We start from the raw sequence: 25,074 nt of genomic DNA on the forward strand, positions 1-25,074 counted from the left end.
GGGCCGCCCGGCGAGGCGGCCCGGGTTTCTCAGTTGGCCGGCTTCAAGCGCACGAACATGTAGCGGGAGTTGCCCCAGTTCGTGACCGGGTTCGCGTAGGGATCGTCGGCGGTCGGGTAGCCCTTCCAATAGGTCTGATCCATCGCGGTGAAGACGTTGTAGGCCATCAAGGGAATGATCGGCATCTCGCGGGTCATCAGCTTGACGTAGTCGCGACCGAGCTCGACGCCCCTGGGATCGTCGAAGTCGATCTTGCGAATGTCCTCAATGATCTTGTCGAGTTCCGGATGGCTCCAGCGCTGCCAGTTACGCAGCGGCTGCGGTTGGCCGGGCGGGGCGACGAACTGCGAATGCCAGCTGTCCATGAAGTAGGACAGGTCCTGATGGCCGCCCCAGGTTTCGACGCTCCAGCCGATGAAGGCGTCGAAATCGCCGGCCGCGCGCCGCGTCAGCAGCGTGCCCTGCGCAACGTCGATGCGCGCATCGACGCCGGCCTGCTTCCATTGCTGCACGATCATCGTGCCCGCCCGCGTCATGACCGGCCGGAGGTCGCCCTCGACCATGAGCCTGACCACAAACGGCTTGCCGTCAGGCGTCAGCCACTGGTTGCCCTGCTTGCGGAAGCCGGCCCGCGTCAGCAATTCGCCGGCGGCGGCGACATTGGTCTTCCACCAGCCGAGGCCGAAGGATTTGTCGATCACCGCCGGATCGGAGGGGATCTGGTCGCCCATGGACGGACGCAGCATGTCGGCGATCTGCTTGCCGACCGTCGGGTCGTAGGGCTTGATCTTGCTCTTGCCGGTATCGATCTCGAAATCCTTGAGCCAGGCCTCCATCGGCTTGTGATAGGCCTCCGGATGAATACCGGTCGGCGGCACGGCGATCGCGGAGATGGTCGCGGCGCCGCGATAGGCGGCCATGGTCACGGCCTTGACGTCGATCATCAGCGCCAGCGCCCAGCGCACGTCGCGGTTCTTCAGCTGCTCGTGCTGGGTGTTGAAGATCACCGCCGGCAAGGTCGGGTCCGGATGGCCATAGGGGAAGCCCTTGAACCAGGCGCGGGTGCCCTTGTCCTGCTTTGCCAGCGTGAACATGCCCTCCGGGGCGATGTCGTGAATGACGTCGAGCTCATGATTGAGCTGCGCGATGACGCGCTTGTCCGGCGGCCCCGGGTCGATATAGGCGAGATATTTCGGTCCCGGCTTGCCGTGCCGGCCGAGCGAGCTGCGCTGCCAGTCCTCGCGCAGCTGCCAGATGTACCATTTGCCGTCGGGGTCGAAGGAGTGGAGCGTATAGGCCCCGAGCGAGACGGGTTTGTTAAAGTCGAACTTCGCGGGATCTTCGACCTTCTCGAAGACGTGCTTGGGCAGGATCCAGATCGCCCCCCAGCGCACGGTGAAATTGGTGTGGAAGCGCGAATTGGACTTCTTGAGCTTGAAGATGACCGTCTCGGCGTCAGGCGTGTCGACGGAGGCGACGTTATTGGCGAGCACCGCCGAGAAGCGCATGTTCGGGTTCTTGATCTGGATATCGACCGTGGCCTTCACGTCCGCGGAGGTGAATTCGACGCCGTCGCTCCAGAACAGGCCGCGCCGCAGCTTGACCCGCATCTCGGTGAAGTCGGCATTGTAGACCGGCTTCTCGGCGGCCAGCGAATTGTCCCAGGCGCCGTCGAGACCCTTTTCGGGATCGATGTACCAGAGCGTGTCGAGAGCCGCCTGCTGCAGCCCGTTCGACTGGCTGCCGGCGTTGATCGCCCAGATGTTGAACCAGCCCGCGTTCTTGATCGTCCCTTCCGGATTCTCGAGAATCAGGAGCTCCTTGCGGGGAATGCTCTGCGGAACGCCCTGGGCCGCCGACGGCGTCGGCAAGAACGGTATTGCGGGTGCAAGGAGCGCGGCCGCAAGCAGCCACGCGCGCAGACGCGTCATCGTCACCTCCCTGAAGACGGGGCGTTGTTCGCCCTTCGATGACGCGAGCTTAGGCGGTGCCCAAAAGGGGGGCAACGATGGATATGGTCTATATCAGAAGGTTAGATATGAATGACGTAAGACATTGAAAATATGACTTATAATGCATCTTTTGAGCGCCCCGCCACATCCGGCCGCGCCGCTTGCCATGCCGTGAAGATCGCCCGGGCTGATGCGTCGGCGATCCGGCGCGACCGCGAACGATATGCAGGGCTCTGGCCGCCCTATCGCGCCCGGATGGAGGAGAAAGGTCCGCCCTGATCGGTGTCCGGGGTCCGCCCGAATCCGGGACAAGCCCATAGCGCCCGAGCACCGCCATCGCCGCTGGATCGCTCCCGCCCAGAGATTTCAAGCGATTTGCGATTTGCAGAGAGATTTGAGCTACGAAAAATTCAGGACCTACTGTTTTCGATCGGCGCCGGCCGCAGCTTTAGCGCGAAGTATCGCACGTAATTTCTACATAATTGAAAATATTCGTCATCGTCCTTGAAAATAAAATATTACGAATTATTTCTTTAAAGTGTGATATTATGTTCTGCGGAAGGATTTTCTTCCGCAGGGTGGAAGAAAATATCATGAAGATTCCTTCACAAACCAAGCCTGCCATCTGGGGTGCCGTTGGTGGCGCGATCGCCCTGGCGGTAGTCGGATTTTCCTGGGGCGGCTGGTCGACAGCCGCGTCGAGCGAGCGCTTGGCGAAGCTCAGAGCCGAGAACGCCGTTGTCGCCGCCTTGTCTCCGATCTGCGTGAGCAACTTCCAAAATCAGCCAAACGCGGATACCGCACTCTCCGAGCTGAAGAAGATCAGCTCGTGGAGCCAGGGCGATTTCATCGCCAAGGGTGGCTGGGCCACGATGATCGGCAGCACATCGCCCGACTCGGCGGTCGCCAAGGCCTGTGCCGAAAGGCTCGGCATGCCGAAGACTTGAAGCGATCGCAGCGACCGTTCCGCGCGCAACGCAACGTCAGCCGAGCGGTCGCGACGCTTTCGGGACAGCGCGCCGGGGGCGTGTGCTGAAGCCGCGCGTGCCTTTGCCTGGTTTCCGGGGCGATAGCGATCTCGCATTATCGCTGGTCGACCTCGATGCCGGCGCCTGCCGCGACCGCCTGCATCGCGATCGGTCAAATGAGAACAGCGGCGGCGAATCCGTGGTATCCTGTCTGATCAGTCTCGCCGAGATTCGCCAGTTTGCCCGCGTCGGCGGGGATCGGCCGAAACTGGCGCCGCTTCGGGTCTTGCACGCCTGAGCCTTCGGCGATCTTGCACAAACAGATCGGCGGACATCTTGTCCCAGCCCAGTTTCCTGAACAGGCAGGCCTTGTACCTGCATCCCGATCCGTCGAGGGTCGTCGTGCGTTGGTATCGCCGCGCTGCTGGATGCGATGGACGTTTGCGACGCGCGCCTGGATACCCGTCGCAAAGACGCACGGCGTCCCGGCGGCCAACTTGCCCTCGAAAGTGAAAAACCATGACCGAACGGATCATCAAGGTTGGCGATATCGTGAACCTCTCATTCGGCTTCGCCGACCGGTCGGGAGAGGGAGATTATGAGGTCTTTCGCGTGATGCCCGTGCGCGAGAGCGGAGAGCGCCAGTATCGCGTCAGAGGCGCTGACGGACATGAGAGGGCGATCGGTCACGACCAGATCGTCCTTTCGACAACGAAATCGCCGGCATCCGGCTCCCGGTGACGATCATGGGTTCGCTGGCATCAGCGACCGGACAGAAGGGGCGGCCGCAGCCGCCTATCAGGAGAAAGCAGATGACCGAACATTCGAAATCCCGCACCCAGGCGGAAGCCGCATTCCTCAAGACGCAGACACAAGCCCTGTCGCGCAATCGCATCCTGTCGGAAGCCGAAGGCGTCAATCAGGCCCGCGACGCCAATACGGCCAGGCTGAAGGAACAGCGGCTCCAGAAGGAAGCCCTCGACCGCGCGACCGCGGCAGCAACGCCGAAGGCCGGCAAGCGCCCGAAATGAAAGCCAAGGCCGTCGCGGTCGCAAGCAACGAACCGAAGGAATCTGTCTTGGATATCGACGTGACGTCTAAACCGGGCGAGGCGGCGTGGCTGCTGACCGATCTGCTTGGCCGGGAGATGGGGCAGGTTGTGGAAGAAAGCCCGGGCGCGTTTCGAATCCAGCCCGCCGGTCATGCGGTGCAGACGATGGCGAGCATGAAGCTCGAACCCTATCGGACACTGGATGAGGCGCTTGCCGAGATCGAACGCTTCACCCGTGGAACTTGCAGGCGCGCGCAACCCGGCGATCGTGACGAGGAGCCGGCATCGTGACGAACCGCCCCGCTTCCGTCACGGCCAGGGAACGAAGCTGAGCTTTATTCCGGCCGCTTGCGGCGGCGCTTATCCGGGGTGCCGGCCGGCATGTCGATGAGTTTCGCCTTCCGCGAAGCCTTGGTTTCGTCAGAGATCGGCACGTCGGAGAGCGCTTCGTCGATATGCCGCCCTGCAACGGCGCGCGCTTTCAGTTGCTGGCTCTTGCGGGTGACATTCTTGGGCGAATCCAGCGGAAGCGACCGATCCATGTCGTGAACCGGGGCGTGTGTCGCAGCGTGTGTCTGGCCGTCCTGGGATTTGATCGCATCGGTCATCGAGGATGAACGGCCCGCGCTGTTCTTTGTTCCTCGTCGAGGCCCGCTCCCGAGCTTCGAGTCGGACAGTCCTGCATGTCAAATGACAGGGACATCGATCTGGCCGCGTGGCACGTACATGGCGTAAATTGGGAATGCCCCGCCAAGCGGAGCGAGAGCGGGGATATTTTGACGACGCCGGAACTGCGAGACGCACGCTTCATGCGCAGCCTGCTGGCGGCGTCCGACGACTGCATCAAGGTCATCGATCTTGCCGGCGGGCTGTCCTTCATGAGCGAGGGCGGCCAGCGCATCATGGAGGTCAGCGACTTCAACGCGATCAAGGGATGTCCCTGGCCTGATTTCTGGACCGATGAGGGCAACGCAGACGCCAAATTCGCGCTCGAGGAAGCGCGGGCCGGCCGCAGCTATCGCTTCCAGGGCATCGCCAATACGTTTGCCGGAAATCCTCGCTTCTGGGATGTCCAGGTCGGCCCGATCATCGGTCCGGACGGCAAGCCCGAGGCGATCCTGTCGGTGTCGCGCGACATCACGGCGATCAAGGAAGCCGAGCAACGGCAACGCCTGCTCGCGCTCGAGCTGAAGCACCGGATGAAGAACACGGTCGCCATGATCCAGGCGATCGCCAATCAGACGATCCGTGGCGGCGCCGAGATTGACGCCGTCAAGGAAGCCTTCACCGCGCGGCTCAACACGATGGCCTCGGCGCAGGACATCCTGACACAGACCGCCTGGGCAAGGGCGAGCTTGAAGTATCTCGTCGCAGAATCGTTGAAGGGGCATGGCGACCTGTCGCGCTTCCGGATCGAAGGTCCGGCCGTCGAGCTCTCGTCGAAGACCGCCCTGGCGATGGCGCTTGCGCTCCACGAACTGGCGACCAACGCCACGAAATATGGCGCGCTCAGCCAGGACGACGGACGTATCGACGTGACGTGGTCGGTCCTGGAGGGCGAGTTCAATTTCGAGTGGCGCGAGAGCGGCGGCCCTCCCGTCGAGCCGCCCAGCCGCCGTGGCTTCGGATCGCGGATGATCGAACGGGCCTTGGCCGGATACTTCAGCGGGACAGCCGGGATGGACTATCAGCCGGCCGGCGTGGTCTTTTCGCTCCGTGGGCCCATCGAAGCCCTCACCGCCGACTGATCAAGCCGCTTCCCGGAAGGCTTCGATCACCTCGGCTGGCCGGTACGGCTTCCTGAGATAGCGAGCATTCGCCGGCAGATCGCCTTCCGGGGGCAGGACGCGTCCGCTCGTCACCACGATGAGGACCGGCGGCCAGCCGAGGCGCACGGCGTGCGCCAGCTTCATGCCGTCCATGGAGCCCGGCATTTCGATATCCGTGAATACCACCGCGATGTCACGGCGGGCATTCAGGATGGCGATGGCTTCGTCGGCATGGGCAGCCTCGACCACCTCGAATCCGGCTTCCGCGATGAAGTCGGCTGCGTCCATCCGGAGGAGCGGCTCATCTTCGACGATCAGGACAACCAGCTTCGACATCATGTTCTTTCGGATGCGTCTCTCAAGCCAACTGCCCGCGGCAGCTCTTGTTGCCTCGCATTGAAAAGAATTGCGTCCGTTGTCCTGATCGCCGCATGAAAGCCGGCGGGGTTTCGATGAAGCCGAGCGCTTCCTGCCCGCGTCGCCTCAGCCGCGGTGCTGCCAGCCTGTCAGCTTGCTCCACGCGGGTTGAGAACGTCCCTCAGCCGATCCCCAACAAGGTTGATCGCGATGACGGTGAACAGCAGAGCGAGGCCCGGATAGAAGCTGATCCAGAACTTGCCGGAGAGCATGTACTGGTAGCCATTGGCGATCAGCATGCCGAGGCTCGGCTCGGTGACCGGGACCCCGAGCCCCAGGAAGGACAGCGTCGCTTCGAGCGCAATGGCGCGGGCCACCTGGACGGTCGCGATCACCATCAACGGCGTCAGGCAATTCGGTAGCAGGTGCCGCAGCAGGATGCGCCAGGGCGAGGCGCCCATCGCCCTGGCCGCCTCGATATATTCCTTGCGGCTCTCGATCAGCGCGCTGGCCCGGGCCGTGCGCGCATAGGCAGCCCATTCGACGATGACGAGCGCGAGCACGACGTTGAGCACGCCCTTGCCGAGAAAGGCGAGGATCATCAAGGCGATCAGGATCGCCGGAAAGGAGAGCTGCAGGTCGACCAGGCGCATCAAGGCACTCTCGATCCGCCCGCCGGCATAGGCAGCAAAGAGGCCGAGCAGGGCGCCGACCGCGGCCGCGACCACGGCGGAGGTCACGCCCACGAACAGCGAGATGCGCAGGCCATAGAGAATGGCCGAGAGCATGTCGCGCCCCTGGTCGTCGGTGCCCAGCCAGAACGTCATGCCGCTCGCCGAGGTCGAGCCGGGCGGCATGCGTCCGTCCAGGATGTCGAGCTGAGTCAGGTCGTAGGGGTTCTGCGGCGCGATCCAGGCAGCGAGGAGCGCGAGCAGGACGACGACCGCCAGCAGCGTCAGGCCGACCACGGCGGTGCGCGAGGCGGTGAAGGCGCGTGCGAATCGATTGAAGCCCGAGGCGCGCGGCGGGACGACTTGATCGAGCGAGGCCGGCGCGCTCATCGGCTCGTCCTCACGCGCGGGTCGAGCACCGCGTAGAGGCAATCGACCAGGAGGTTGATGGCGACGAAGAGCAGGACGATGATCATCAGATAAGCGACAATCATCGGCCGATCCAGGACATGAATGCTGTCGATGATCAGCTTGCCCATGCCCGGCCAGGAGAAGATCGTCTCGGTGACGACGGAAAAGGCGATCACCGATCCGAATTCGAGCCCGACGATGGTGACGACCGGGATCATGATGTTCTTCAGCAGATGCCTGCTCACGACCGCGCGCTCGGAAAGTCCCTTGGCGCGGGCGGTGCGGATGTAGTCCTGCGGGATGATCTCGCGCGCCTCGGCGCGGACGAGGCGCATCACCAGCGAGGTCTTGAACAGCGCCAGATTCAGCGCCGGCAAGATCATGTGCTGCAGCCCGTCCAGCGTCAGGAACGACCATTGGATGCCGAGGAACGCGCGCGTCTCGCCGCGCCCGCCGGAGGGCAACCAGCCGAGCTGCACGGCAAAGACCATGATGAGCAGCAGTCCCACCCAGAACCCCGGCAGCGAGAAGCCGAGGATCGAGCCGGTCATGATCGCCTTGGAGACCGGCGAATGCGGTTTCACCCCGGCGAACAAGCCGAGCGGGATGCCGATCACGATCGCCAGCAACATCGCCGCGACCGCCAGTTCGAGCGTCGCCGGCATGCGCTGGAGAATGACCTGCAGGGCAGGCTCGTTATAGACGAAGCTGCGCCCGAGATCGCCGTGGATCGCGCCGTTCAGGAAGGAGAGATATTGGACCCAGAGCGGCCGATCGAGGCCGAAGGCGGCAATGGTGCGCAGCCTCTCGCCCTGGTCGGCATCTTGTGAGATCAGCGTCTCGACCGGATCGCCGATCACGCTGATACCGATGAAGACGATCACCGTCATGGCGATCACCACGAAGATCGCCTGCAGCAGGCGCCGCAGCAGCCAGGCGCTCATGATCTGCGCTCGCCCATCTCACGCGCCTCGGTGGTGCTGCCATTCATCTGATTTCGCGCCGTCCGCTCATCTGCAGGCTGGGGCCGCTATTTGCCGATCCGATGCCCGGAGCGCTCGAGATCGAAAGCGGCCTCGGTGCTGCGGCTGAGATCGCTCTTCTTGATCCGCTGCGTCGGCGTCTTCGGGAACTCGTCGATCCTCTCGATATAGCGCGGAATCTGGAAATACGGCATCCGCCCCTCGCACCAGCGGATCAACGCCAGCGGATCGGGGCTGCGTCCGCCGGCCGCGCGGATGAACAGCTTGAGATCGTCGTCGCCGAGTTCGCTCGGCACGCCGATCAGCGCGCATTCTTCAATGTCGTCATGGGTAAGGATGATGCGCTCGACCTCCCAGGCCGAGATGTTGACGCCGCGCCGGCGCACGCTGTCCTTCTTGCGGCCGGCATAGAACAGGAAGCCGTCCTCGTCGCGCCGGGCGAGGTCGCCGGTCGAGAACCAGCCGTCCCTGACCAGCGCGGCGCTCGCCTCCTCCATCCGGAAATAGCCCTTGAAGGCGAGCTCGGCCTCGCGCGGCCTGACGACGATCTCGCCCGCTTCGCCGACAGGCACCTCCTGCCCGTCCTCGCCGAGCAGCTTCACATCGTAGAACGGCAGGGCGCGCCCGCAAGAACCGAGCCGGCCTTCCGGATTGATCGTGACGAAGGTCGTCATTTCCGAGAGCCCGTAACCCTCGCGCAACACGACGCCAAAGCGTTCCTCGAAGGCCCGCCAGACATCGATCGGGCAGCCGCCGCCCCAGGCCATGCAAACCTTGTGCTGCCGGTCGAGGGGACTTTCCGGCTGCTTCAGGAGCAGCGGCAGGACGCCGCCGAGATAGTGGATATGCGTGACGTCGTAGCGCCGGACCTGGTCCCAGAACTGCGAGGCACTGAACTTCTCGACCATGGCGAGCGTGATCGGCTCCATCAGCGCCGCGATCAGCACGGCGACGCCGGCCCCATGATGCAACGGCTCCCAGAGCAGGAAGACGTCTCCAGCCCTGGCGCCGGTCAGCGCCAGCGTCCCCATCGGCCCCGCACGCAGGCTGCGGTCGCTCTTCAGCACGCCCTTCGGTTCGCCGGTGGTGCCGGAGCTCGGCGTGATCGCGATGATGTCGTCGGCCAGCACATCGACGGGCGGCCGGCCAGGCGAAGCGGCATCGATCAAGCGGGAAAACTCTCCCGGACCGTCGCCCCCGCGCCAGACCAGCTTGAGCTCCGGCAGCCGCGCGGTGATCGGCGCGAGCAGCTCGGCATGGCTGCGATCGGCGATGAGCGCATGCGGCGCGAAGCGATCGAAGACGAAGTCGAGCGAGGCGCCCTTGAGATGGACATTGACGGGGATGCGGACCAGTCCCGCCTTCGCCAGCGCGAAGATGGTGACGATGTGATCGGGATGGCTCGGCAGCATCACGGCGACACGGTCGCCCTTGCGCAATCCCATCGCCAGCAACGCGTTCGCCAGCCGGTTGATCCGGCCATCGAGTTCGCCGACGGACCAGTCGCGCTCCCCGAAGCGGCAATAGACATGTGCGGGATCCGCGGCAGCGCGCCTGTCCCAGAGCTGCCCGATCGTGATGGCGTCGGTCTGCATGTCGTACCCCGGAATGCTCGCCCGGTCGACGCGCATATGTCGGCCAAGGAAGTATCGAATTACAATAACAGTGATTGAATATTGATATTATGTTCGGATATGTGTCAAGCCAGGGCGAGCGAGACACGGAGGCTGATTTGTCCGACATCGAACTGGAGCGCCACGGCGCGGTCGCGATCGTCGCGATCAATCGTCCGGCCAAGCGCAACGCGCTCAGCGGCGAGGCCTGGCGCGAACTGGGTGGCGCGTTCACGCAGCTTCATGCCGACGATGCGCTGCGTGCCATCATTCTCACCGGCCGTGGCGGCGCATTCTGCGCCGGCGACGAGATTGGCGCCTTCGCCGTCGTGCGCGACGATCCTCCGGCGCGCCAGGTCTATTGGGACGGCATCATGGCTTGCTACGCGGCGGTGTCGGCGGCACGCGTACCTGTGATCGCGGCCGTCAGTGGACCCTGCGTCGGCGGCGGCTGCACCCTGGCGCTGCGCGCGGATTTCCGGATCGCCGACGCGACCGCGCGTTTCGGCGTGCCCCCGGCAAAGCTAGGCCTGGTCTATCCAGCCGACAGCACGCAGCTCCTCGCCGCGACGGCCGGTCTCTCGATGGCGCGGCATATGCTCTACACCGGCGCTCTGATCGGGGCCGAGGCGGCGCTGTCCTGCGGGCTCGTGTCGGACGTCGTCGAGGACGATGTCGTCGAGGCGGCGCTACGCTTCGCCGCGCCCATGCTTGCCAATGCTCCACTCTCGATCCGGGCCGCCAAGCTCGCCTGCGACGCGATTCAGCTGGGCCGCCTCGCCGATGTTGCAGCCAATGTCGCGGCGCTGTCGGAGGCCGCCGATCGCAGCGAGGACTATCGCGAAGGCACGCGCGCCTTCGCCGAGAAGCGCAAGCCGGTCTTCACCGGGCGCTGAACCGGAACGCCGACAGGACGACGACGATGACCGAGATCACCGTGCCCACCGACGCGAACGTGTTTGGCGCCCTGTTCGGCCGGGAGCACGATCCGGCGCGCGTCTTCATGGAAACGGCGGCCGGGCGGCAGCTCCGCTTCGGCGAGGCGGCGGACATCACCGCCCGCTACGCCGGCCTGCTGGCCGGACTCGGCGTCGCGAAAGGCCGGTTCGTCGCCGGCCTTCTGGAGAAATCGCCGGAGGGCATCCTGCTCTATCTCGCGGTTTGCAGGCTCGGAGCCGTCTATCTGCCTGTCCATATCGGCCTGACCGACGCTGAAATCAGCCATATCCTCCGGGACGCCGAGCCGGTGGCGGTGGTCTGCGACCCCTCGCGGCGCGACTGCGTCGGCTCGGCCGGAACGCACCGAGTGCTGACGCTGGACGCAAAGGGCGCAGGCACGCTGACCGAGGGGAGCCGCGGAATCGAAGGGCTGGACGAACTCACGGCGGTTTCGCCGTCCGACGCGAACGCCATGGTCTACACCTCCGGCACGACGGGCCGGCCGAAAGGCGCGCTGCTTTCGGCCGGCAGCGTGATCTGGAACGCACGCGCGCTCGCCGCCTGCTGGCGGATCGGCCCGGACGATACCCTGCTCCACGCCAACCCCATGGCCTACGGGCTCTTCGGCACGACGACGCCGGCACTTGCCGGAGGCGCCGCGATGATCCTGCTGTCGAAATTCGAGACGGAGGCGGTGCTGGCCGCCTTGCCCCGCGCGACGATCTTCGCCGGGGTCCCGACCTATTACAGCCGCCTCATGGCCGACCCGCGTTTCGGCCGGGAGCTCTGCACCGAGATGCGCCTGTTCGTCACCGGTTCGGCGCCGATGCGGGCCGATGCCTTCGAGGCCTTCGCGGCCCGCACCGGCCATCGCCTCCTCGACCGCTACGGGCTGACCGAGGCCCTGATCGCCACCTCGAACCGCTTCGAGGATCACCGCCGCCCCGATACGTCGGGCCTGCCGCTGCCGGGTTCGCGGCTTCGCATCGTCGACAAGGACGGACAGGAGGTGCCGGCCGGAACGGTCGGGATGATCGAATTGCAGCAGCCTTTTCCGTTCCTCGGCTATTGGCGCGACGACGCGAAGACGGCAGCCGCCTTCCGCGACGGCTGGTTCGTGACCGGCGATTTCGGCCGCGTCGACGAGGAGGGCCATGTCAGCGTGCTCGGTCGCGGCGCCGATCTCATCATCACCGGCGGCCTCAACGTCTACCCCAAGGAAGTCGAGGCTGCGCTCAACGCCTTGGACGCGGTCACCGAAAGCGCTGTGATCGGCGTTTCGCACCCCGATTTCGGAGAGGCCGTCGTCGCCGTGGTGCAGCTGGCGAACCGCCGCACACCCTTCGATCCGCAGCAAGCGATCGCGGCGCTCCGATCTTCGCTGGCCGGCTACAAGGTGCCCAAGCGCATCGAGCTGGTCGACGAGATGCCGCGCAATACGCTCGGCAAGATCCAGAAGAACCTCCTCAAGCAGCGCTTCGCCGGAACGTTCGGCCCGGGCGCGGGTTGAGGCGCCGGACGAAGCTGCTACAGCTTGGACAGCCCCGCGAAAGGTCTCCGCACACCATGGTGTCGTCGATGTCGAAATCTGCGCCAGCCGCACCCCTGGCCGACCGCGGCGAAGGGGCGCCGGAGATCGACGAGCGCCTCTTCGTCGCCTCCGTCGCCAAGGCGATGAAGGTCCTGGAGGCCTTCGACAAGACGGCCGCGACGCTGAGCCTGTCGGACATCGCGATCCGTACGGGGCTCGGCCGCAGCGCCTCGCAGCGCTTCATCTATACGCTCGAGCGCCTCGGTTATCTCGATCGCGACGCCCAGACGAAGCGCTACGGCCTGTCGCGGAAGGTCTTCCGTTTCGCGCAAAATGCCAGCTCGTCGAACCAAGGGCTGGAAGCGGCCTATCCGCAGATGCGCATCCTGAGCGAGAAGACCCGGGAGACGATCTCCTGGGTCGAGGTCGACGGCGCCGACATCGTCATCATCGCAACGATACCGAGCACGCATATCTCGTCGGTCAACCTCCCCATCGGCACCCGGTTTCCGGCACTCTCCTCCTCGTCCGGCCAGATGCTGCTCGCCCATTCCGCACCGAGCCATGTCGAGAAGGTCTGGAAAGCGTCCGCCCCTTCGGTGTCACAGCGCACCAAGGCGCGCGACGCGGCCGAGATGATGCGCATCCTCGAAGCGGCCAAGGCGGTCGGCTTCTCCGTCACCGAGAAGAACATGGAACAGGGCAGCATCTCGGTGTCCGCGCCGGTTCATGATCGCGCCGGCCGCGCGATCGGCTCGATCAACCTCTCGACCCTGACCACGCGCTACAGCCGCGAGACCGCGATCGCCGAACTCGCGCCGCTCGTGCTCGAGGCCGCGACGAAAGCGACGGAAACGCTCGCCTCCTGAGCCGGGCCTCGGCGCCCGCTCACTCAGTCGGAATCTCTGGGTTTCAACGTGCGGGCGTCGCTCGCGCGCAATCGGGCTTGCGCTCGCTTGACAGTCAGCAAAAATCGTCTTCAAATATCAATTATTATATACCAATAATAAGGGGATCGCGTATGGCTGCCACCCTCACCTCGCCGGTAAAGCGCCTCGCGCTCGCCTCGACCCTCCTTCTGTGCCTGGGCGCCGCGCCTGCCTTCGCCGAGAAGCTGACCATGGGAATCGGCGGAGCGGTCAATTCGCTCGACCCTCATTTCTACAGCACGACGCCCAACAACCTGGTCGCGTTCCACATGTTCGACCGGCTGGTGCATCGCAGCCCGGAGGGCAAGCTCACTCCCGGTCTCGCTACGGAATGGCGCGCGATCTCCCCGACCGTGTGGGAGTTCAAGCTGCGCGAAGGCGTGACCTGGCATGACGGCAGGCCCTTCACGGCCGACGACGTCGCCTTCACCCTGAAGCGCGCCATCGACGTTCCCAACAATCTCGGCGGCTTCGCCGGCATCATCCGGCCGATCAAGGACACCGAGGTCGTCGGCCCCACCGTGATCCGCCTGACCACCACGTCGCCAGTGCCGAACCTGCCGAGCGACCTCACCCGCCTCGCCATCGTCTCGCGTCACGCCGGCACCGATGCGACCACGGCCGACTACAACAGCGGCAAGGCGGCGATCGGCACCGGCCCGTTCAAGCTGGTGAGCTATACGCCCGGCGAGCGCGTCGAATTCGCCCGCAACGACAACTGGTGGGGCGAGAAGCCCGCCTGGACGACGCTGACGATCCGGCTGATCCCGAATACCGCCGCACGGACGGCCGCCCTGCTGTCCGGCGATCTCGACCTGATCGACACGCCCTCCGCCAGCGATCTCCCGCGCCTCGAGAAGTCCGAGAACATCCACGTTGCCTCGGTCGCTGGCATGCGCGTCAACTACATCGTCCCGATGATCAAGCCGGCCGAGGATGCGCCGCCGATAACGGACAAGAAGGGCGCCAAGCTCGATCCGTCGCCGCTGACCAGCCAGAAGGTCCGCGAGGCGCTCTCGATCGCGATCAACCGTGCCGGCATCACGGAGCGGATCATGCTGGGCACCGCCAATCCCACGGGCCAATGGCTGCCGCCCGGGATCATGGGATACGATCCCAAGACCCCGGTCCCGGCCTATGATCCGGAAAAGGCCAAGCGCCTTCTGGCCGAGGCCGGATTCCCCAACGGCTTCAAGATCACGCTCTCGACCTCAAACGACCGGGTGCCCTACAGCGTCGAGGTCGCGCAGGCGATCGCGCAGATGTGGAGCCGCATCGGCGTCGACACCGCGATCGACGCCATCCCCTTCAGCGTCTACTCGTCGCGAGGCGCCAAAAGCCAGTTCACCGCCTATCTCGGGAGCTGGAGCAACAATTCCATGGAAGGCACGGGCCTGCTCAGGGATCTCGTCGGCACGCGCAACAAGGAGACCGGCTGGGGCCTCTACAATTGGGCGCAGTATTCCAATTCGAAGCTCGACGCGCTCAATGCCAGCGCCATCGCCGAGATCGACGACACCAAGCGCGAGGCCCTCGTGCTCGACGCGGTGAAGCTGGTCTCCACCGACGTCGCCATCCTCCCGCTCTACCACTTCAAGAACATCTGGGCGACGCGAGGCAAGGTGTTCTACCAGCCACGCATCGACGAGCTCACATTGGCAGTCGACGTGAAACACAAATAGCACGAGCACGCACAGTTTGATCTCGATCAGCGGCAAGCGCCAATAGCTGACCTTGTCGCCCGCCAGGAAGCAGACGCTGTTGGGCGAGCGAATGGGGGTGCCTTGCGCCGAGAGGCCTCCAGCAGCCTTCCTGGAGGCATCTCAAGCCGGGCATGCGATTCCGAACTGTTGTCGTTTTCCCTACAAGTTGCGATTAGACGCCGCCTCTGGCCTTCGCCACCCAGTCGTCGAACATGGCCTTGTTTTGGGTGATCCACTCATCGGCCATGCGGTTGATGTTGGCGCTGCTGGCGCCGTTCTTGTTGATGTTGAACTCCCAGGCCGACCAGCTCGCGAGCGGGAACTTGATCTGCTCGATCAGTGTCTTGATCGCCGGGTTGGCCGCGACGAACTGCTTGTTCGCGACAGAGGCCCAGTTCCAGGACGACATCGCCATGCGGCAGGGATCGGCTCCGCCGGCGCAGCCTTTGACGCCCGGTACCAGGGCTGAACCGCGGTTCGGCACGTTCGGCGGCAGCGCATCCTCCGGCGTGGGCAACCAGACGACGTCCTCGCCCGGGATCAGCGCGTTGTTCACCCAGGACGGGCTCCACGCATAGAAGAAGGCGGGCTCGCCGCGCTTCACGCGCGCCACGGCCTCGACCATCAGGGTCTCGTATTTGCCGCGCACCGAGCGGACGGTGTCCTTGAGGCCGAACTTGTCGAGCTGGAAGTCGACCACGTCGCCGCAACTCCAACCCGGGTCGCAGTTGATCAGGTCCGCGCGCCCATCCTTGCCGAACAGCGCGGCGATCTTGGGATCCTTCATCTGCACCAGCGTGGTGATGTTGTGTGCGGTCGCGGTCTTCTTGTCGATGAGGTAGCCGTTGATGCCGCCGCCGACGATCATGCCGCTGCCGAGCAGCTCGGCCTGCTTCTCGACGGCCCGGAAGGCGGGTTCGCGTTGGGGCATGTTGACGTCGGTGGCGAGGTCGAGATCGCCCTGCCCTGCAGCCTGGAAGAACAGCGTCGTGTTGAGCGTCGAGAGCTTCACCTCGTAGCCGAGCTCCTTCATCGCCCGGCTGATGATTTGGGCGGTCACGTAATTGGCGCCGAGGCTGTCGCTCTGGGCGTAGCGCACGGTCTTGCCCTTGCCCGGCAAGGCCTGGGCGAACGCCGCTCCCTGCAGGGCGACTGCGGCGAGCGCCGCCGCGGCAACAGTCTTGATAAACGGTCTGGCTGACAGGCTGATCATCGCGTTCTCCTCTTCGGTTATGGCTGGTCTTGTCCCCGGCCCGCCCTTTGTGGGCGGGTTCTTCGTTGAAATCGGTCGGTCACGCCGCCTGTCGGCTGGCCTCCGGCGGCGCAGGCGCGGTGATCTCCTCGCGGCGGTTTCCCCGCAGGAAGCGCATCAGCGCCTGAAGCAGGGAGGTGCGCTGATCACGTTTCGTCTCGGCGAGTTTCTGGGTGATGCGGTCGAGCATCATCGCCAGCAGGACGATGGCGATGCCGCCGATGGCGGCGCGGCCGACATCGAGCCTCCCGAGGCCCTGGAGCACGACGAGGCCGAGCCCTTCGGCGCCGATCATCGCGACGACGACCGACATCACCATCGCGGTCAGAACGGTCTGGTTGAGCCCACCGAGGATGGACGGGATCGCAAGCGGAAGCTGGATCTCCCAGAGCAACTGGCGGCTGTCCGCGCCGAAGGCGAGACCAGCCTCGACGATCTCGTGCTCGACCATGCGGATGCCGAGATTGGTGAAGCGGATCAGCGGGGGAGCCGCAGCAGTGACCACCGCGACCTCGCCCGGGACAGTGCCGACGCCGAACAGCATCACCACCGGCACGAGGTAAACGAAGGTAGGCGTAGTCTGCATGATGTCGAGGATTGGGCGGACGACGTTCCAGACCCGGTCGCTGCGGGCGCAGAGAATACCGATCGGGATGCCGATCACCGCGCAGAAAACGATCGCGGTCGTGATTAGCGAGAGCGTCGTCATCGCCTCGGTCCAGACGCCGAGCATGGCGATGACGATCAGAGACACGACGCTGAAGGCCGCGACGCCCCGGCCGGCGCTGCGCCAAGCGATCAAGCCGATCAGCAGGAGCATCGCGGGGAACGGAATCGCATGCAGCGCCCAGTCGTTGAAGCCGAGCAGACTTTCGACCGGCCATTTGATCGCCTGGAACAGCGGCCGCAGGTTCAGGGCCAGCCAGCGGACTCCGTCCTGGATCCACTGGTCGACCGGGAAGATCGCGAGATCGTCAGCCTTGATCATGCGGCTTCTCCCGGGCTCGGCAGGTTGGCGATACGGGCGAGTATCTGCTCCGCGCCGAGCAGACCGACGAGCTTGCCACTGTCGTCGACGACGCCCATGGCGTGATCGGCGCGGTAGCTGCGCGCGACATCGACGAGCCTGGCGCCCTCGGGAACGCAGAGATAAGGGCCACGCCCGGCCGGCAATTCGCCGGTCTGCTTCAGCGTGGCGATCTGGGCTTCGCCGAGTCCGGCGACCACATGCTCCTGCTGGTCGAGCAGGAGGCCGCCCCCGGCGCCTCCGACGACGATGCCGTTCGGCCCGCGCCAGAGCACGGTCGGCGCCTTCATCACCGAGTGTGCGTCGAACAGCCGTGCCCTGTCGACTTCGCGCGTGAAGGCGGCGACATAGTCGCTGCCCGGCTCGAGCACGATCGATTGCGGCGTGCCCTCGCGCACGAGCTTGCCTTCCGACATGATCGCGATGCGGGTGCCCAGCTTCAGCGCTTCCTGGAAATCATGGGTGATGAACAGGATGGTCTTGTTCAGCGTGCGCTGGAGGCGCAGCAACTCGTCCTGCATCTCGGTGCGGATCAGCGGATCAAGCGCGCTGAAGGCCTCGTCCATGATCAGGATGTCGGCATCGGTCGCGAGGGCCCGCGCGAGCCCCACACGCTGGCGCATGCCGCCCGACAGCTCATGCGGCAGGTGATAGCCCCAGCGCGCAAGCCCGACGACGGAGAGAATCTCCTCGGCGCGCTTGCGGCGCTGGGCCGGCGCGACGCCGCGCAGCTTCAGCCCGAACTCGACATTCTCGATGACGCGCTTGTTGGGCAGCAGCGCGAAGTGCTGGAACACCATCGACATCCGCGTGCGCCGGACCTCGCGCAGCGCCTTCTCGGAGAGCGGCACGATGTCCTGGCCGTCCAGCAGGATGCGCCCGGCGCTGGGCTCGTTCAGCCGGTTGACGCAGCGTGCGAGCGTCGATTTGCCGGAGCCGGACAGACCCATGATCATGTACATCGCGCCGGACGGGACGCTGAGCGAGACGCCATCGAGCCCAACAACCTGGCCGAGCTTCCCGAAGACGCTGTCCTTCGTGCCGCCGCCGCGCAGGATCTGCAGCGCCTCGGTCGGGTCCTTGGCGAAAACCTTGTAGAGGTTTTCGATACGCAGCCTTTCGCTCACCGCTGTTCCCCTTCTCATTGTCCGGTGGGGTCGACCTTCCGCCCGTTCTCCCAGGAGCGCTGCGCGGTCAGCGCAGCGGCGAAAAGTCGGTCGGCAGCAGGATCTTGTTCTCGGCCTGCTCGATGTTCTCGGAAAGCCTGGGCAGGAAGGCCTGCCAGCGCGGCTCGTCGGCAAGCTGCTGGCGCCTGCGCCGCCGGTCCTCCAGATCCTCATAGGCCCAAAGATGCGTGACCTGGCTGAGAGCACCGATCTCGGTGGTGAAGTAGCCGATAAGGCGGCCGAGGATGGGCTGCTGGATCGCGAGCCCTTCCTCGCGAACAAGCTTGAGATAGGTCCCCATCCTGCCCGTTCGGATGCGGTAGATGCGCTCCTCGACGATCACGCGCGGCCCTCCTCGGCGGCTTCGGTGAGAAAGCCCCGCATCAGCGCAGCAACCTGGCCGGGTGCCTCGTTCAGCAGGGAGTGACGCAGCCCCGGCAGGATGTGCAGCCGGGAGTCCGGAATGCGCTCATGCATGTAGCGCGACATGCGTGGGTTCGAGCCCTGATCGTGCTCGCCGGTCATGATCAGTGTCGGCAGCCGGATCTGGTCGATCAACCCGCCGAAATCAGTCTCGGCCAGCACGCGGTAGGCCGATGCGTAGCAATCGGGATCGTTCTCAGCGTTGCGGCGGCGGAGTTCGACGATCAGCTCGGGATTGCGCGCCTGAAAATCCTCGGTCAGCCAGCGCGACAGCGAGGCGTCGTAGTGCGAACCGCGATCGCCGGCCTTGAGCGCGGCGAGGCGCGCCAGCACGCGCTCCCGCTCCTCGTCGGTCCGGCCAGAGACCGTCGACAGCAGCACCAGCCGCCGCAGCCGCTCGGGGTGGGTCAGAGCGAGGCGCTGCGCGATCAGGCCGCCGAGCGAAAAACCGGCGAGATCGAAGCGGCCGAAGCCGGTGTGATCGGCAAGCGCGAGCACGTCGCCAGTGAAATCGTCGATCTCATAGCGGCCCTTGACCCGCGCCGAGCGGCCATGGCCGCGCAGGTCGAAGCTCAAGATGCGGAAGCGGTCGGACAGCCGCGTGATCACCCCGTCCCAGGACTCGCAATAGGAGCCGACGCCATGAACCAGCACGAGCGGCAGACCGCCCGAGCCGCTCAGCCGGTAGTTCAGCTCGACGCCGTCGCGAAGGAGCGTGCCGCTCACGTCAGGCGCCTGTGTCAGGGCAGCCGCATCCGCCATCGCCGTCAGGCCCCGACCGCAGCGAAGCGCGGACGGGCGGCCTCGCGTTCGCGGGCTGCGAAATGCGGCATCACCTCGTCGATGAAGAGCCTGAGCGTCCGGACCTGCAACTCGAAGGGCAGATTGTAGGAGAGGCCAAGACAGAACTGGTCGACACCGGCGGCCTCGTAGACCTCGAGCTTGGAGATGACCTCTTCCGGCGTGCCGAAGACGAGGTTATCGCGGATCGCCTTTGGGTCGTAGCTGCCGCGATTGGCGACCGTCTCGAATGGCACGGCCTCGGGGAAGCCGTTCTTCACCGTACCGATATTCTGCATCAGATTCTCGAAATAGCGCCCGTAATCGACGCTGTATCGGACGATCTCCTGCCAATCCTGCCTGCTGTCATAGACGCAGGTGCGGCGCTGCATCATGAATTTCGGGCGCGGGCGCTCGGGATTATCGGCGCAGGCCTTGCGGAACTTCTCGGCGAGTACTCCGATCTCCGCAACAGGCGCCGAAAGCGGGGTCGAGAGGATACTGGCGCCAATGCCGACGGCCCAGTCGAAGGTGCCGGGATCGCGCGCCGCGACCCAGATGCGCGGATGCGGCTTCTGCAGCGGCTTGGGTACCGAGGTCGCGAGCGGGAACCGCCAGTAATGCCCGTCATGGGCGTAGTCGCCCGCCCAGAGCTTTTGAACCGCGGGGACGAGTTCCTTCATATAGGCGACGCCCTCCTGCTGGGGCATGCCACCGGCCATGCGGTCAAACTCGTATTGATAAGCGCCGCGCGCGATGCCGATTTCGAGGCGGCCGCCGGTCAGGTGGTCGCAGAGCGCCGCCTCGCCGGCCAGCCGGATCGGCGACCAGTAGGGCGCGACCAGCGTCGCCGTGCCCAGCCTGATCCGGCTGGTATGCTGGGCGAGCCAGCCCAGCGTCTGGAACGGATTCGGCGAGATCGTGCATTCGATGGTGTGATGCTCGGCGGTCCACAACGTCTCGAAGCCGCCCTCGTCGGCCATGCGGGCAAGCGCCAGCATGTTGGACATGGCGTCCTGCATCGATTCATCGGGTGAAAAGCGCTCCATATTGATCGAGAGAGCGAATTTCATGGCTTGCCTCCGTGCAAACGTGCGGGACAGCGCATCAGCGCAGGCGGATGACGAACGGGTCCTGCATGGCACCCGAGTAGTCGATGACGACGTTCTTCAGGCGCGAGAACTCGCGCATGACCTCGAAGCCGCCGCGGCGGCCATAGCCGCTCTTCTTCGTGCCTCCGTTCGCAGACATGAAGGCGGCCGAGCGGTAGGTGTTGATCCAGACGGTGCCAGCCTCGACATTGCGGGCGAAGCGCATGGCTCGGTCGATATCGCGGGTCCAGATACCGGAAGCGAGCCCGTATTCGCTGTCGTTGGCGAGCGCGATCATTTCCTCCTCGCTCGAAAAGGGCACGACACCGACGACGGGGCCGAAGATCTCGTTGCGCATGAAACTCATGTCGTTGCGCGCTTCGGTCAGCACCGTCGGCTCGTAGTACCAGCCGCGCGCCAGCGCCTCGTTCTGCGGCTTGCGGCCGCCGACGGCGATCCTGGCGCCCTCGCGCACGCCGGAGCCGACGAAATGCTCGACCTTGTCGAGTTGCGCCGCGAGCGCGAGCGGCCCGATATCGGTGTCCTCGGCCATGGGATGGCCGACCTTGACGCGCCTGGTGCGCTCGACCAGCGCCTCGACGAAGCGGTCATAGACCGGCGCCTCGACGAAGCAGCGGGAACCGGCGACGCAGGTCTGGCCGGCCGCAGCGAAGATGCCGGAGACGACGCCGTTGACCGCGCGCTCGATGTCGACATCCGAGAACACGACATGAGGCGACTTGCCGCCGAGTTCCATTTGGCAGGGCACGAGATTGCCCGCTGCGTTTCCGGCGATCTTGCGGCCGGTGTCGGTCGAGCCGGTGAAGACGTATTTCGCGATGCCGGGATGGCGGGTCAGCGCATCACCGGTGGTCATGCCGTCGCCGGTGACGACATTGACGACGCCAGGCGGAATGCCGGCCTCGATCACCAGTTCCGCCAGCGCCAGCGCCGAGGCCGTGGCATGCTCGGAGGGCTTGACCACGATCGTGTTGCCGATGGCGAGGCAGGGCGCCAGCGTGCCCGTCAGCATCATCAGCGGCGAATTCCAGGGGATGATCATCGCGACGACGCCGATCGGCTCGCGCAGGTTGAAGTTCAGCGTGTCGAGCTTGTTGACCGGGATCGTGTCGCCCTGGAGCTTGTCGGCCATCCCCGCGAAGTAGCCGTAGGAGTCCGGGATCGCCCGCATCTGGGCGCGCATCTCCTTGATCAGCTTGCCGTTGTCGCGGCATTCGAGCTGGGCCAATTCCTCGGCATGGGCCAGAACGAGCTCACCGAGCCGGCGTACCAGCTTGCCGCGATCGGTCTGCGTCATGCGCCGCCAGGCCGGGTTGATCAGCGCGGCGCGGGCCGAGCGGACGGCGGCGTCGACATCGCCGGCATCGCCCAGGGCGAACTCGTACCATGGCTCGGCCGTGGTCGGATCATAGCTCGGCGCGTAGACGCCACCTTGCGGCGCGACGAAGGAGCCGTCGATGAAATGCCCGATGCGCGAGCCCTGAAGGGTTTCGACCGTCGTCTTCATGATGCGCCGCCGCGCTCCCAGAGTTGCGGAATGCCGGCCCAGGGCCGGGTGTCCTCGACCATCGCGAAGCGTCCGCCGTCATGGGAATCGATGTAGATGCCAAAGCGGCGGCCGTTGCTCTCGCTGACATAGCGGCGAAGAACGCTGCGGGTTTCCCGTGTCAGGATCTGCTCGTAGGGCAACTCGTCGAAGCCGAAGAAGCGCACGCCCTCGGGCAGGCAAATGTCGCCGGCATCACCTGCGAGTCGCGCCCGGTAGACAAGATGACCTGGATCGCCATCGGCGACGTCGAACACCGAATAGAGGAAGGTGTCCTCCGGCAGCAGCGGCAGGCTCTCGCCATTGGCGAGCGGCAGCCTTCCGTCGAGAATGCGGCGTGTCGCTCGCGGCAGGGCCCAGCCGCCATCGCCCTCGCGGCAGAGCAGGAGCCTGCCGTCGGACTCGACGAGGTAGTTGACGATCATGCTGCTCGACGCGAGCCAGCCCGGCGGCAGCGGGTCCTTCACCGCCGCATAGCGGCCGCGGCAGAAGGCCAGCGGCGCGGAGGGGCTGGTGCCGAATGCCTGCACCTGGCCGATCAGCACGATGTGGTCGCCGGCATCGACGCGCTGGTGCAGGCTGCAGTCGAACCAGGTCAGGCAATCGCCGAGTACGGGCGCGCCGGTATGGACGCTGTCATAAGCGACGTTGGCGAATTTATCCGGAGATTTGGAGGCGAAGAGGTTCGAGAGATCCTTCTGCTCCTCCTGCAGCAGGTTGACCGCGAAGCAATCCGCCGTTTCGAAGGCGGGAAAGCTCGACGCCCCCTTGCCGACGCAAACCAGCAACAAGGGCGGATCCAGCGAGACGGAGGTGAAGGAATTCGCGGTCATGCCGCGCGGACGACCCTCGGTGTCGTGCGTCGTGACGATCGTGACGCCAGTCAGGAAGGTCCCAAAAGCCCGCCGCAAGGCGACGGGGTCGATCGTGGTGGAATGTTGGGGCGCCGTCGCCAGCATGGCGATCCTCTTCGGTGCTCGTCACCAATGAGGATGAGGCTAGGCAGCCGCCCGCAGCCTTTCTTCCTCCGAAACGGAGGACACGCAGGCAAAAGGATTCGCCGCTTCAGGGGTAAGCGGCGGTTCGGCCTTCAATGACGTCGTGCATCTTCAACGCCAGTTCGAGGGTAAAGCGCCTTTCCGGCGTGTCCGGATTGATCTGGAACAGTTCCTCGATCCGGGCGAGCCGATAGCGCAGCGTCGTGACGTGCAGCCCCATCGCATCGGCGCAGGGTTGGCTGCGGCAGCCGGCGCGCAGATAGGCCGTCAGCGTTTCCAGATAGGGCGTGCCATGCTCGCGATCATGCGATGCTACCCGGCCGATGCTGCCCTCGACGAAGGCCCGCACCTCGGCCGAATCGGCGGCGCCAATCAGCATCGGCAAAGGGCCGAAATCGAGCGCCGAAAGCACGCCGCTGCGCCGGAAGCTGCGCGCGATCCGCAGCATTCGCCAGGCCCGCTCCCATTCTCCGGAATAGGCGTCGAGCCCGTCACAGACGCCGCCGATGACGGCGATGGGCTCGCCACGCGGGCCATGGCGCAGCGTTTCGACCAGGCGCTGCGCGAAACGGTCGAGCCGCTCTCGCTCCTCGCCCGCCTGCGCTGGGAGCAGGCAGACCAAGCCGGTTCCGATCGTGATGACATGGCAGCTCAGGCCATGTTGCCGCGCGAGCCGCTGGACGCTTTGATGGGCTTCCAGCGGCTCGCGCTCGCCGCCTGCGGCACCGGGAAGATCCACGACCAGCATCCGCAGCGCGCGCGACAGTGGCAGGCCGAGATGGCGCGCGCGGCGCGCGATGTCCTCCGGATCGCGCCAGCGCCGTTCGACGATCTCGAAGAATAACTCGGTCAGCGTGCGTGTCTCGAAGCGGAACTGGATCACGCTGCGCATCATCTGGACGCTCAGCGCGAATTTGGCGCTGTCCAGCATGAGCCGCCGCAGATCGTCGCCCGGCTCGGCGTCGAACAGGACGAGGGCACCGACGATATCCGCATCGACGCTCAAGGGCTCGATCAAGGCAGGCAAGACCAGCTTTCCGCCGCTGGCTTCGATGGAGATGCTGCCAATTTTTGCCTCGCCGTCGGCCACCGCGGCCTTGACCGTGGCGATGACGGGATCGGCCTGCCCCGTCGCCAACAAGGTGCGCCACGCAGCTTCGTCATAGGAGACGGGGGCTGGCGAACCTGCGGCGACGAGTCCGTTTTCGGCGAAATCCACCACAAGCACCGCGCATCGCAGCAACTCGTCGAGCCGAGCCGCCAGGGCATCCGCCGATCCGCCCGACAGGACTTCCTGCAGCAAGGCTCCCTGGGCATGCAGCGCGCGACGCTGCTCCTCTGCTGCGCGCCGCTCTGCCCATAAACGATGCTCGCGCTCGACTGCGATCGCGCCGAGATGGGCGATCATGCCCATGAAGGCGAGGTCGTCGGAGGGCAGTGGCTTGATGTCGCGCGAGATGAGGCTCAGCACCATCGAGCGCCCTTCGGCATCGACGCTGGTCAGCGGCATCACCAGAACCGAACGGTAGTCGCGCTCGAAGGCCTCGCGCCGGTAGCCCGGGAATTCCTCCGAGGCCCGTGCGTCGGGGATGTAGACCGGCTCTCCCGTCCGCAACGCCAAGAGCGCCGGGCTCGTCGCCAGTTCCCAGCGATCCTCGAGCTGGCGTCGCAGCAGCGTCGGGTCATGACGCACGGAGACATGGGCGTAGCCATGCCCTACGTCGATCGACATGATCGAGCCCATGCTCCAGCCGCCATGGTCACAGGCCGCCTTGACCAGGTCGAACAGGATGCCGGGGAGATCGACGCCGGAGTTGATCCGGCTCGCCACCTCCCTGAGCGAATGCATTTGCGAAACAGGCGTAAGCACTTCGTCCCCTTCCTATCTTGCGT

General features: G+C 65.4%; 25 protein-coding genes. 10 read left to right on the forward strand and 15 right to left on the reverse strand.

Features of this window, described 5'->3' with window-relative positions; translation table 11 throughout:
• Positions 1 to 29 precede the first annotated feature (29 nt).
• Complete coding sequence (locus tag AB6806_RS14370; protein ID WP_038367131.1) at positions 30 to 1,931, reverse strand: ABC transporter substrate-binding protein; 1,902 nt, start codon at positions 1,929 to 1,931, stop codon at positions 30 to 32.
• Positions 1,932 to 2,434: 503 nt separating this feature from the next.
• On the opposite strand from AB6806_RS14370, the gene AB6806_RS14375 reads away from it, so the two are divergent.
• The 5 genes from AB6806_RS14375 (at position 2,435) to AB6806_RS14395 (ending at position 4,262) form a co-directional block, all read left to right on the forward strand.
• Complete coding sequence (locus AB6806_RS14375) at positions 2,435 to 2,899, forward strand: hypothetical protein (RefSeq protein WP_370954801.1); 465 nt, start codon at positions 2,435 to 2,437, stop codon at positions 2,897 to 2,899.
• A gap of 82 nt (positions 2,900 to 2,981) precedes the next feature.
• Positions 2,982 to 3,218: a hypothetical protein gene (locus AB6806_RS14380; RefSeq protein WP_038367125.1), complete on the forward strand. Its 237-nt coding sequence runs from the start codon at positions 2,982 to 2,984 to the stop codon at positions 3,216 to 3,218.
• Positions 3,219 to 3,439: 221 nt separating this feature from the next.
• The gene (locus AB6806_RS14385) at positions 3,440 to 3,661 is read left to right on the forward strand and encodes a hypothetical protein (protein ID WP_038367122.1); all 222 of its coding nucleotides are present in this window, start codon (positions 3,440 to 3,442) and stop codon (positions 3,659 to 3,661) included.
• Positions 3,662 to 3,732: 71 nt separating this feature from the next.
• Entirely contained in the window at positions 3,733 to 3,951 is a 219-nt protein-coding gene (locus AB6806_RS14390; RefSeq protein WP_038367119.1) for a hypothetical protein, read from the forward strand.
• Complete coding sequence (locus AB6806_RS14395) at positions 3,948 to 4,262, forward strand: hypothetical protein (RefSeq protein WP_051988416.1); 315 nt, start codon at positions 3,948 to 3,950, stop codon at positions 4,260 to 4,262. The genes AB6806_RS14390 and AB6806_RS14395 overlap by 4 nt, the downstream gene beginning before the upstream one ends.
• A 44-nt stretch (positions 4,263 to 4,306) precedes the next feature.
• On the opposite strand, the gene AB6806_RS14400 is transcribed toward AB6806_RS14395, so the two are convergent.
• Positions 4,307 to 4,579 carry a hypothetical protein gene (locus AB6806_RS14400; RefSeq protein ID WP_038367116.1) on the reverse strand — a complete coding sequence of 91 codons (273 nt, stop codon included), beginning with the start codon at positions 4,577 to 4,579 and terminating at the stop codon, positions 4,307 to 4,309.
• 201 nt (positions 4,580 to 4,780) lie between these two features.
• On the opposite strand from AB6806_RS14400, the gene AB6806_RS14405 reads away from it, so the two are divergent.
• On the forward strand, positions 4,781 to 5,719 hold the full coding sequence (locus AB6806_RS14405; RefSeq protein WP_185748067.1) for a sensor histidine kinase: 939 nt from the start codon (positions 4,781 to 4,783) through the stop codon (positions 5,717 to 5,719).
• Here AB6806_RS14405 and AB6806_RS14410 read toward each other — a convergent pair whose 3' ends face one another.
• The 4 genes from AB6806_RS14410 to AB6806_RS14425 all read right to left on the reverse strand — a co-directional run bounded on the left by AB6806_RS14410 (position 5,720) and on the right by AB6806_RS14425 (position 9,757).
• On the reverse strand, positions 5,720 to 6,079 hold the full coding sequence (locus AB6806_RS14410; RefSeq protein WP_370954802.1) for a response regulator: 360 nt from the start codon (positions 6,077 to 6,079) through the stop codon (positions 5,720 to 5,722).
• A 167-nt stretch (positions 6,080 to 6,246) separates the two neighbouring features.
• Positions 6,247 to 7,158 (reverse strand): ABC transporter permease, encoded by a 912-nt coding sequence (locus tag AB6806_RS14415; protein ID WP_038367113.1) that lies wholly within the window; start codon positions 7,156 to 7,158, stop codon positions 6,247 to 6,249.
• On the reverse strand, positions 7,155 to 8,123 hold the full coding sequence (locus AB6806_RS14420; RefSeq protein ID WP_142023282.1) for an ABC transporter permease: 969 nt from the start codon (positions 8,121 to 8,123) through the stop codon (positions 7,155 to 7,157). Before AB6806_RS14420 ends, AB6806_RS14415 begins: the two co-directional genes overlap by 4 nt.
• An 86-nt stretch (positions 8,124 to 8,209) precedes the next feature.
• Complete coding sequence (locus AB6806_RS14425) at positions 8,210 to 9,757, reverse strand: AMP-binding protein (RefSeq protein ID WP_142023281.1); 1,548 nt, start codon at positions 9,755 to 9,757, stop codon at positions 8,210 to 8,212.
• A gap of 137 nt (positions 9,758 to 9,894) precedes the next feature.
• On the opposite strand from AB6806_RS14425, the gene AB6806_RS14430 reads away from it, so the two are divergent.
• The 4 genes from AB6806_RS14430 (at position 9,895) to AB6806_RS14445 (ending at position 14,856) form a co-directional block, all read left to right on the forward strand.
• Entirely contained in the window at positions 9,895 to 10,671 is a 777-nt protein-coding gene (locus tag AB6806_RS14430) for an enoyl-CoA hydratase/isomerase family protein (RefSeq protein WP_185748066.1), read from the forward strand.
• Positions 10,672 to 10,697: 26 nt separating this feature from the next.
• On the forward strand, positions 10,698 to 12,224 hold the full coding sequence (locus AB6806_RS14435) for an AMP-binding protein (RefSeq protein WP_142023279.1): 1,527 nt from the start codon (positions 10,698 to 10,700) through the stop codon (positions 12,222 to 12,224).
• A gap of 68 nt (positions 12,225 to 12,292) precedes the next feature.
• Positions 12,293 to 13,114, forward strand: a complete 822-nt coding sequence (locus tag AB6806_RS14440; RefSeq protein ID WP_038367107.1) for an IclR family transcriptional regulator — start codon at positions 12,293 to 12,295, stop codon at positions 13,112 to 13,114.
• Between the two features lie 152 nt (positions 13,115 to 13,266).
• Entirely contained in the window at positions 13,267 to 14,856 is a 1,590-nt protein-coding gene (locus AB6806_RS14445) for an ABC transporter substrate-binding protein (protein WP_038367104.1), read from the forward strand.
• A 193-nt stretch (positions 14,857 to 15,049) separates the two neighbouring features.
• On the opposite strand, the gene proX is transcribed toward AB6806_RS14445, so the two are convergent.
• From proX to AB6806_RS14490, 9 genes are all read right to left on the reverse strand, one after another.
• A complete protein-coding gene (gene proX, locus AB6806_RS14450) occupies positions 15,050 to 16,090 on the reverse strand; it encodes a glycine betaine/L-proline ABC transporter substrate-binding protein ProX (RefSeq protein WP_142023278.1) in 1,041 nt (346 codons plus the stop codon).
• A 79-nt stretch (positions 16,091 to 16,169) separates the two neighbouring features.
• Positions 16,170 to 17,117, reverse strand: a complete 948-nt coding sequence (locus AB6806_RS14455; protein WP_142023277.1) for an ABC transporter permease — start codon at positions 17,115 to 17,117, stop codon at positions 16,170 to 16,172.
• Positions 17,114 to 18,283: a quaternary amine ABC transporter ATP-binding protein gene (locus tag AB6806_RS14460; RefSeq protein WP_142023276.1), complete on the reverse strand. Its 1,170-nt coding sequence runs from the start codon at positions 18,281 to 18,283 to the stop codon at positions 17,114 to 17,116. Before AB6806_RS14460 ends, AB6806_RS14455 begins: the two co-directional genes overlap by 4 nt.
• Positions 18,284 to 18,350: 67 nt before the next feature.
• Positions 18,351 to 18,665: an NIPSNAP family protein gene (locus AB6806_RS14465; protein WP_038367094.1), complete on the reverse strand. Its 315-nt coding sequence runs from the start codon at positions 18,663 to 18,665 to the stop codon at positions 18,351 to 18,353.
• Positions 18,662 to 19,471, reverse strand: a complete 810-nt coding sequence (locus AB6806_RS14470; protein WP_370954803.1) for an alpha/beta fold hydrolase — start codon at positions 19,469 to 19,471, stop codon at positions 18,662 to 18,664. The genes AB6806_RS14465 and AB6806_RS14470 overlap by 4 nt, the downstream gene beginning before the upstream one ends.
• A gap of 41 nt (positions 19,472 to 19,512) precedes the next feature.
• The gene (locus AB6806_RS14475) at positions 19,513 to 20,598 is read right to left on the reverse strand and encodes an LLM class flavin-dependent oxidoreductase (RefSeq protein ID WP_142023274.1); all 1,086 of its coding nucleotides are present in this window, start codon (positions 20,596 to 20,598) and stop codon (positions 19,513 to 19,515) included.
• 34 nt (positions 20,599 to 20,632) lie between these two features.
• Positions 20,633 to 22,144 (reverse strand): aldehyde dehydrogenase, encoded by a 1,512-nt coding sequence (locus AB6806_RS14480; protein WP_142023273.1) that lies wholly within the window; start codon positions 22,142 to 22,144, stop codon positions 20,633 to 20,635.
• Complete coding sequence (locus AB6806_RS14485) at positions 22,141 to 23,142, reverse strand: flavin reductase (protein WP_142023272.1); 1,002 nt, start codon at positions 23,140 to 23,142, stop codon at positions 22,141 to 22,143. Before AB6806_RS14485 ends, AB6806_RS14480 begins: the two co-directional genes overlap by 4 nt.
• Before the next feature lie 106 nt (positions 23,143 to 23,248).
• The gene (locus AB6806_RS14490; RefSeq protein WP_370954804.1) at positions 23,249 to 25,051 is read right to left on the reverse strand and encodes a helix-turn-helix domain-containing protein; all 1,803 of its coding nucleotides are present in this window, start codon (positions 25,049 to 25,051) and stop codon (positions 23,249 to 23,251) included.
• Positions 25,052 to 25,074: the final 23 nt, after the last annotated feature.

Source organism: Allobosea sp. RCC_152_1 (assembly GCF_041360765.1).
Classification (GTDB): domain Bacteria; phylum Pseudomonadota; class Alphaproteobacteria; order Rhizobiales; family Beijerinckiaceae; genus Allobosea; species Allobosea spartocytisi.

Bases quoted from the DNA above. Each gene is read 5' to 3' on its own strand.
- AB6806_RS14405 (WP_185748067.1), top strand. From the start codon at position 4,781: ATGCGCAGCCTGCTGGCGGCGTCCGACGACTGCATCAAGGTCATCGAT.
- AB6806_RS14455 (WP_142023277.1), bottom strand. From the start codon at position 17,117: ATGATCAAGGCTGACGATCTCGCGATCTTCCCGGTCGACCAGTGGATC.
- AB6806_RS14395 (WP_051988416.1), top strand. From the start codon at position 3,948: ATGAAAGCCAAGGCCGTCGCGGTCGCAAGCAACGAACCGAAGGAATCT.
- AB6806_RS14415 (WP_038367113.1), bottom strand. From the start codon at position 7,158: ATGAGCGCGCCGGCCTCGCTCGATCAAGTCGTCCCGCCGCGCGCCTCG.
- AB6806_RS14440 (WP_038367107.1), top strand. From the start codon at position 12,293: ATGTCGAAATCTGCGCCAGCCGCACCCCTGGCCGACCGCGGCGAAGGG.
- AB6806_RS14475 (WP_142023274.1), bottom strand. From the start codon at position 20,598: ATGAAATTCGCTCTCTCGATCAATATGGAGCGCTTTTCACCCGATGAA.
- AB6806_RS14445 (WP_038367104.1), top strand. From the start codon at position 13,267: ATGGCTGCCACCCTCACCTCGCCGGTAAAGCGCCTCGCGCTCGCCTCG.
- AB6806_RS14385 (WP_038367122.1), top strand. From the start codon at position 3,440: ATGACCGAACGGATCATCAAGGTTGGCGATATCGTGAACCTCTCATTC.
- AB6806_RS14400 (WP_038367116.1), bottom strand. From the start codon at position 4,579: ATGACCGATGCGATCAAATCCCAGGACGGCCAGACACACGCTGCGACA.
- proX (WP_142023278.1), bottom strand. From the start codon at position 16,090: ATGATCAGCCTGTCAGCCAGACCGTTTATCAAGACTGTTGCCGCGGCG.
- AB6806_RS14435 (WP_142023279.1), top strand. From the start codon at position 10,698: ATGACCGAGATCACCGTGCCCACCGACGCGAACGTGTTTGGCGCCCTG.
- AB6806_RS14410 (WP_370954802.1), bottom strand. From the start codon at position 6,079: ATGATGTCGAAGCTGGTTGTCCTGATCGTCGAAGATGAGCCGCTCCTC.
- AB6806_RS14370 (WP_038367131.1), bottom strand. From the start codon at position 1,931: ATGACGCGTCTGCGCGCGTGGCTGCTTGCGGCCGCGCTCCTTGCACCC.
- AB6806_RS14480 (WP_142023273.1), bottom strand. From the start codon at position 22,144: ATGAAGACGACGGTCGAAACCCTTCAGGGCTCGCGCATCGGGCATTTC.
- AB6806_RS14485 (WP_142023272.1), bottom strand. From the start codon at position 23,142: ATGCTGGCGACGGCGCCCCAACATTCCACCACGATCGACCCCGTCGCC.
- AB6806_RS14390 (WP_038367119.1), top strand. From the start codon at position 3,733: ATGACCGAACATTCGAAATCCCGCACCCAGGCGGAAGCCGCATTCCTC.
- AB6806_RS14425 (WP_142023281.1), bottom strand. From the start codon at position 9,757: ATGCAGACCGACGCCATCACGATCGGGCAGCTCTGGGACAGGCGCGCT.
- AB6806_RS14420 (WP_142023282.1), bottom strand. From the start codon at position 8,123: ATGAGCGCCTGGCTGCTGCGGCGCCTGCTGCAGGCGATCTTCGTGGTG.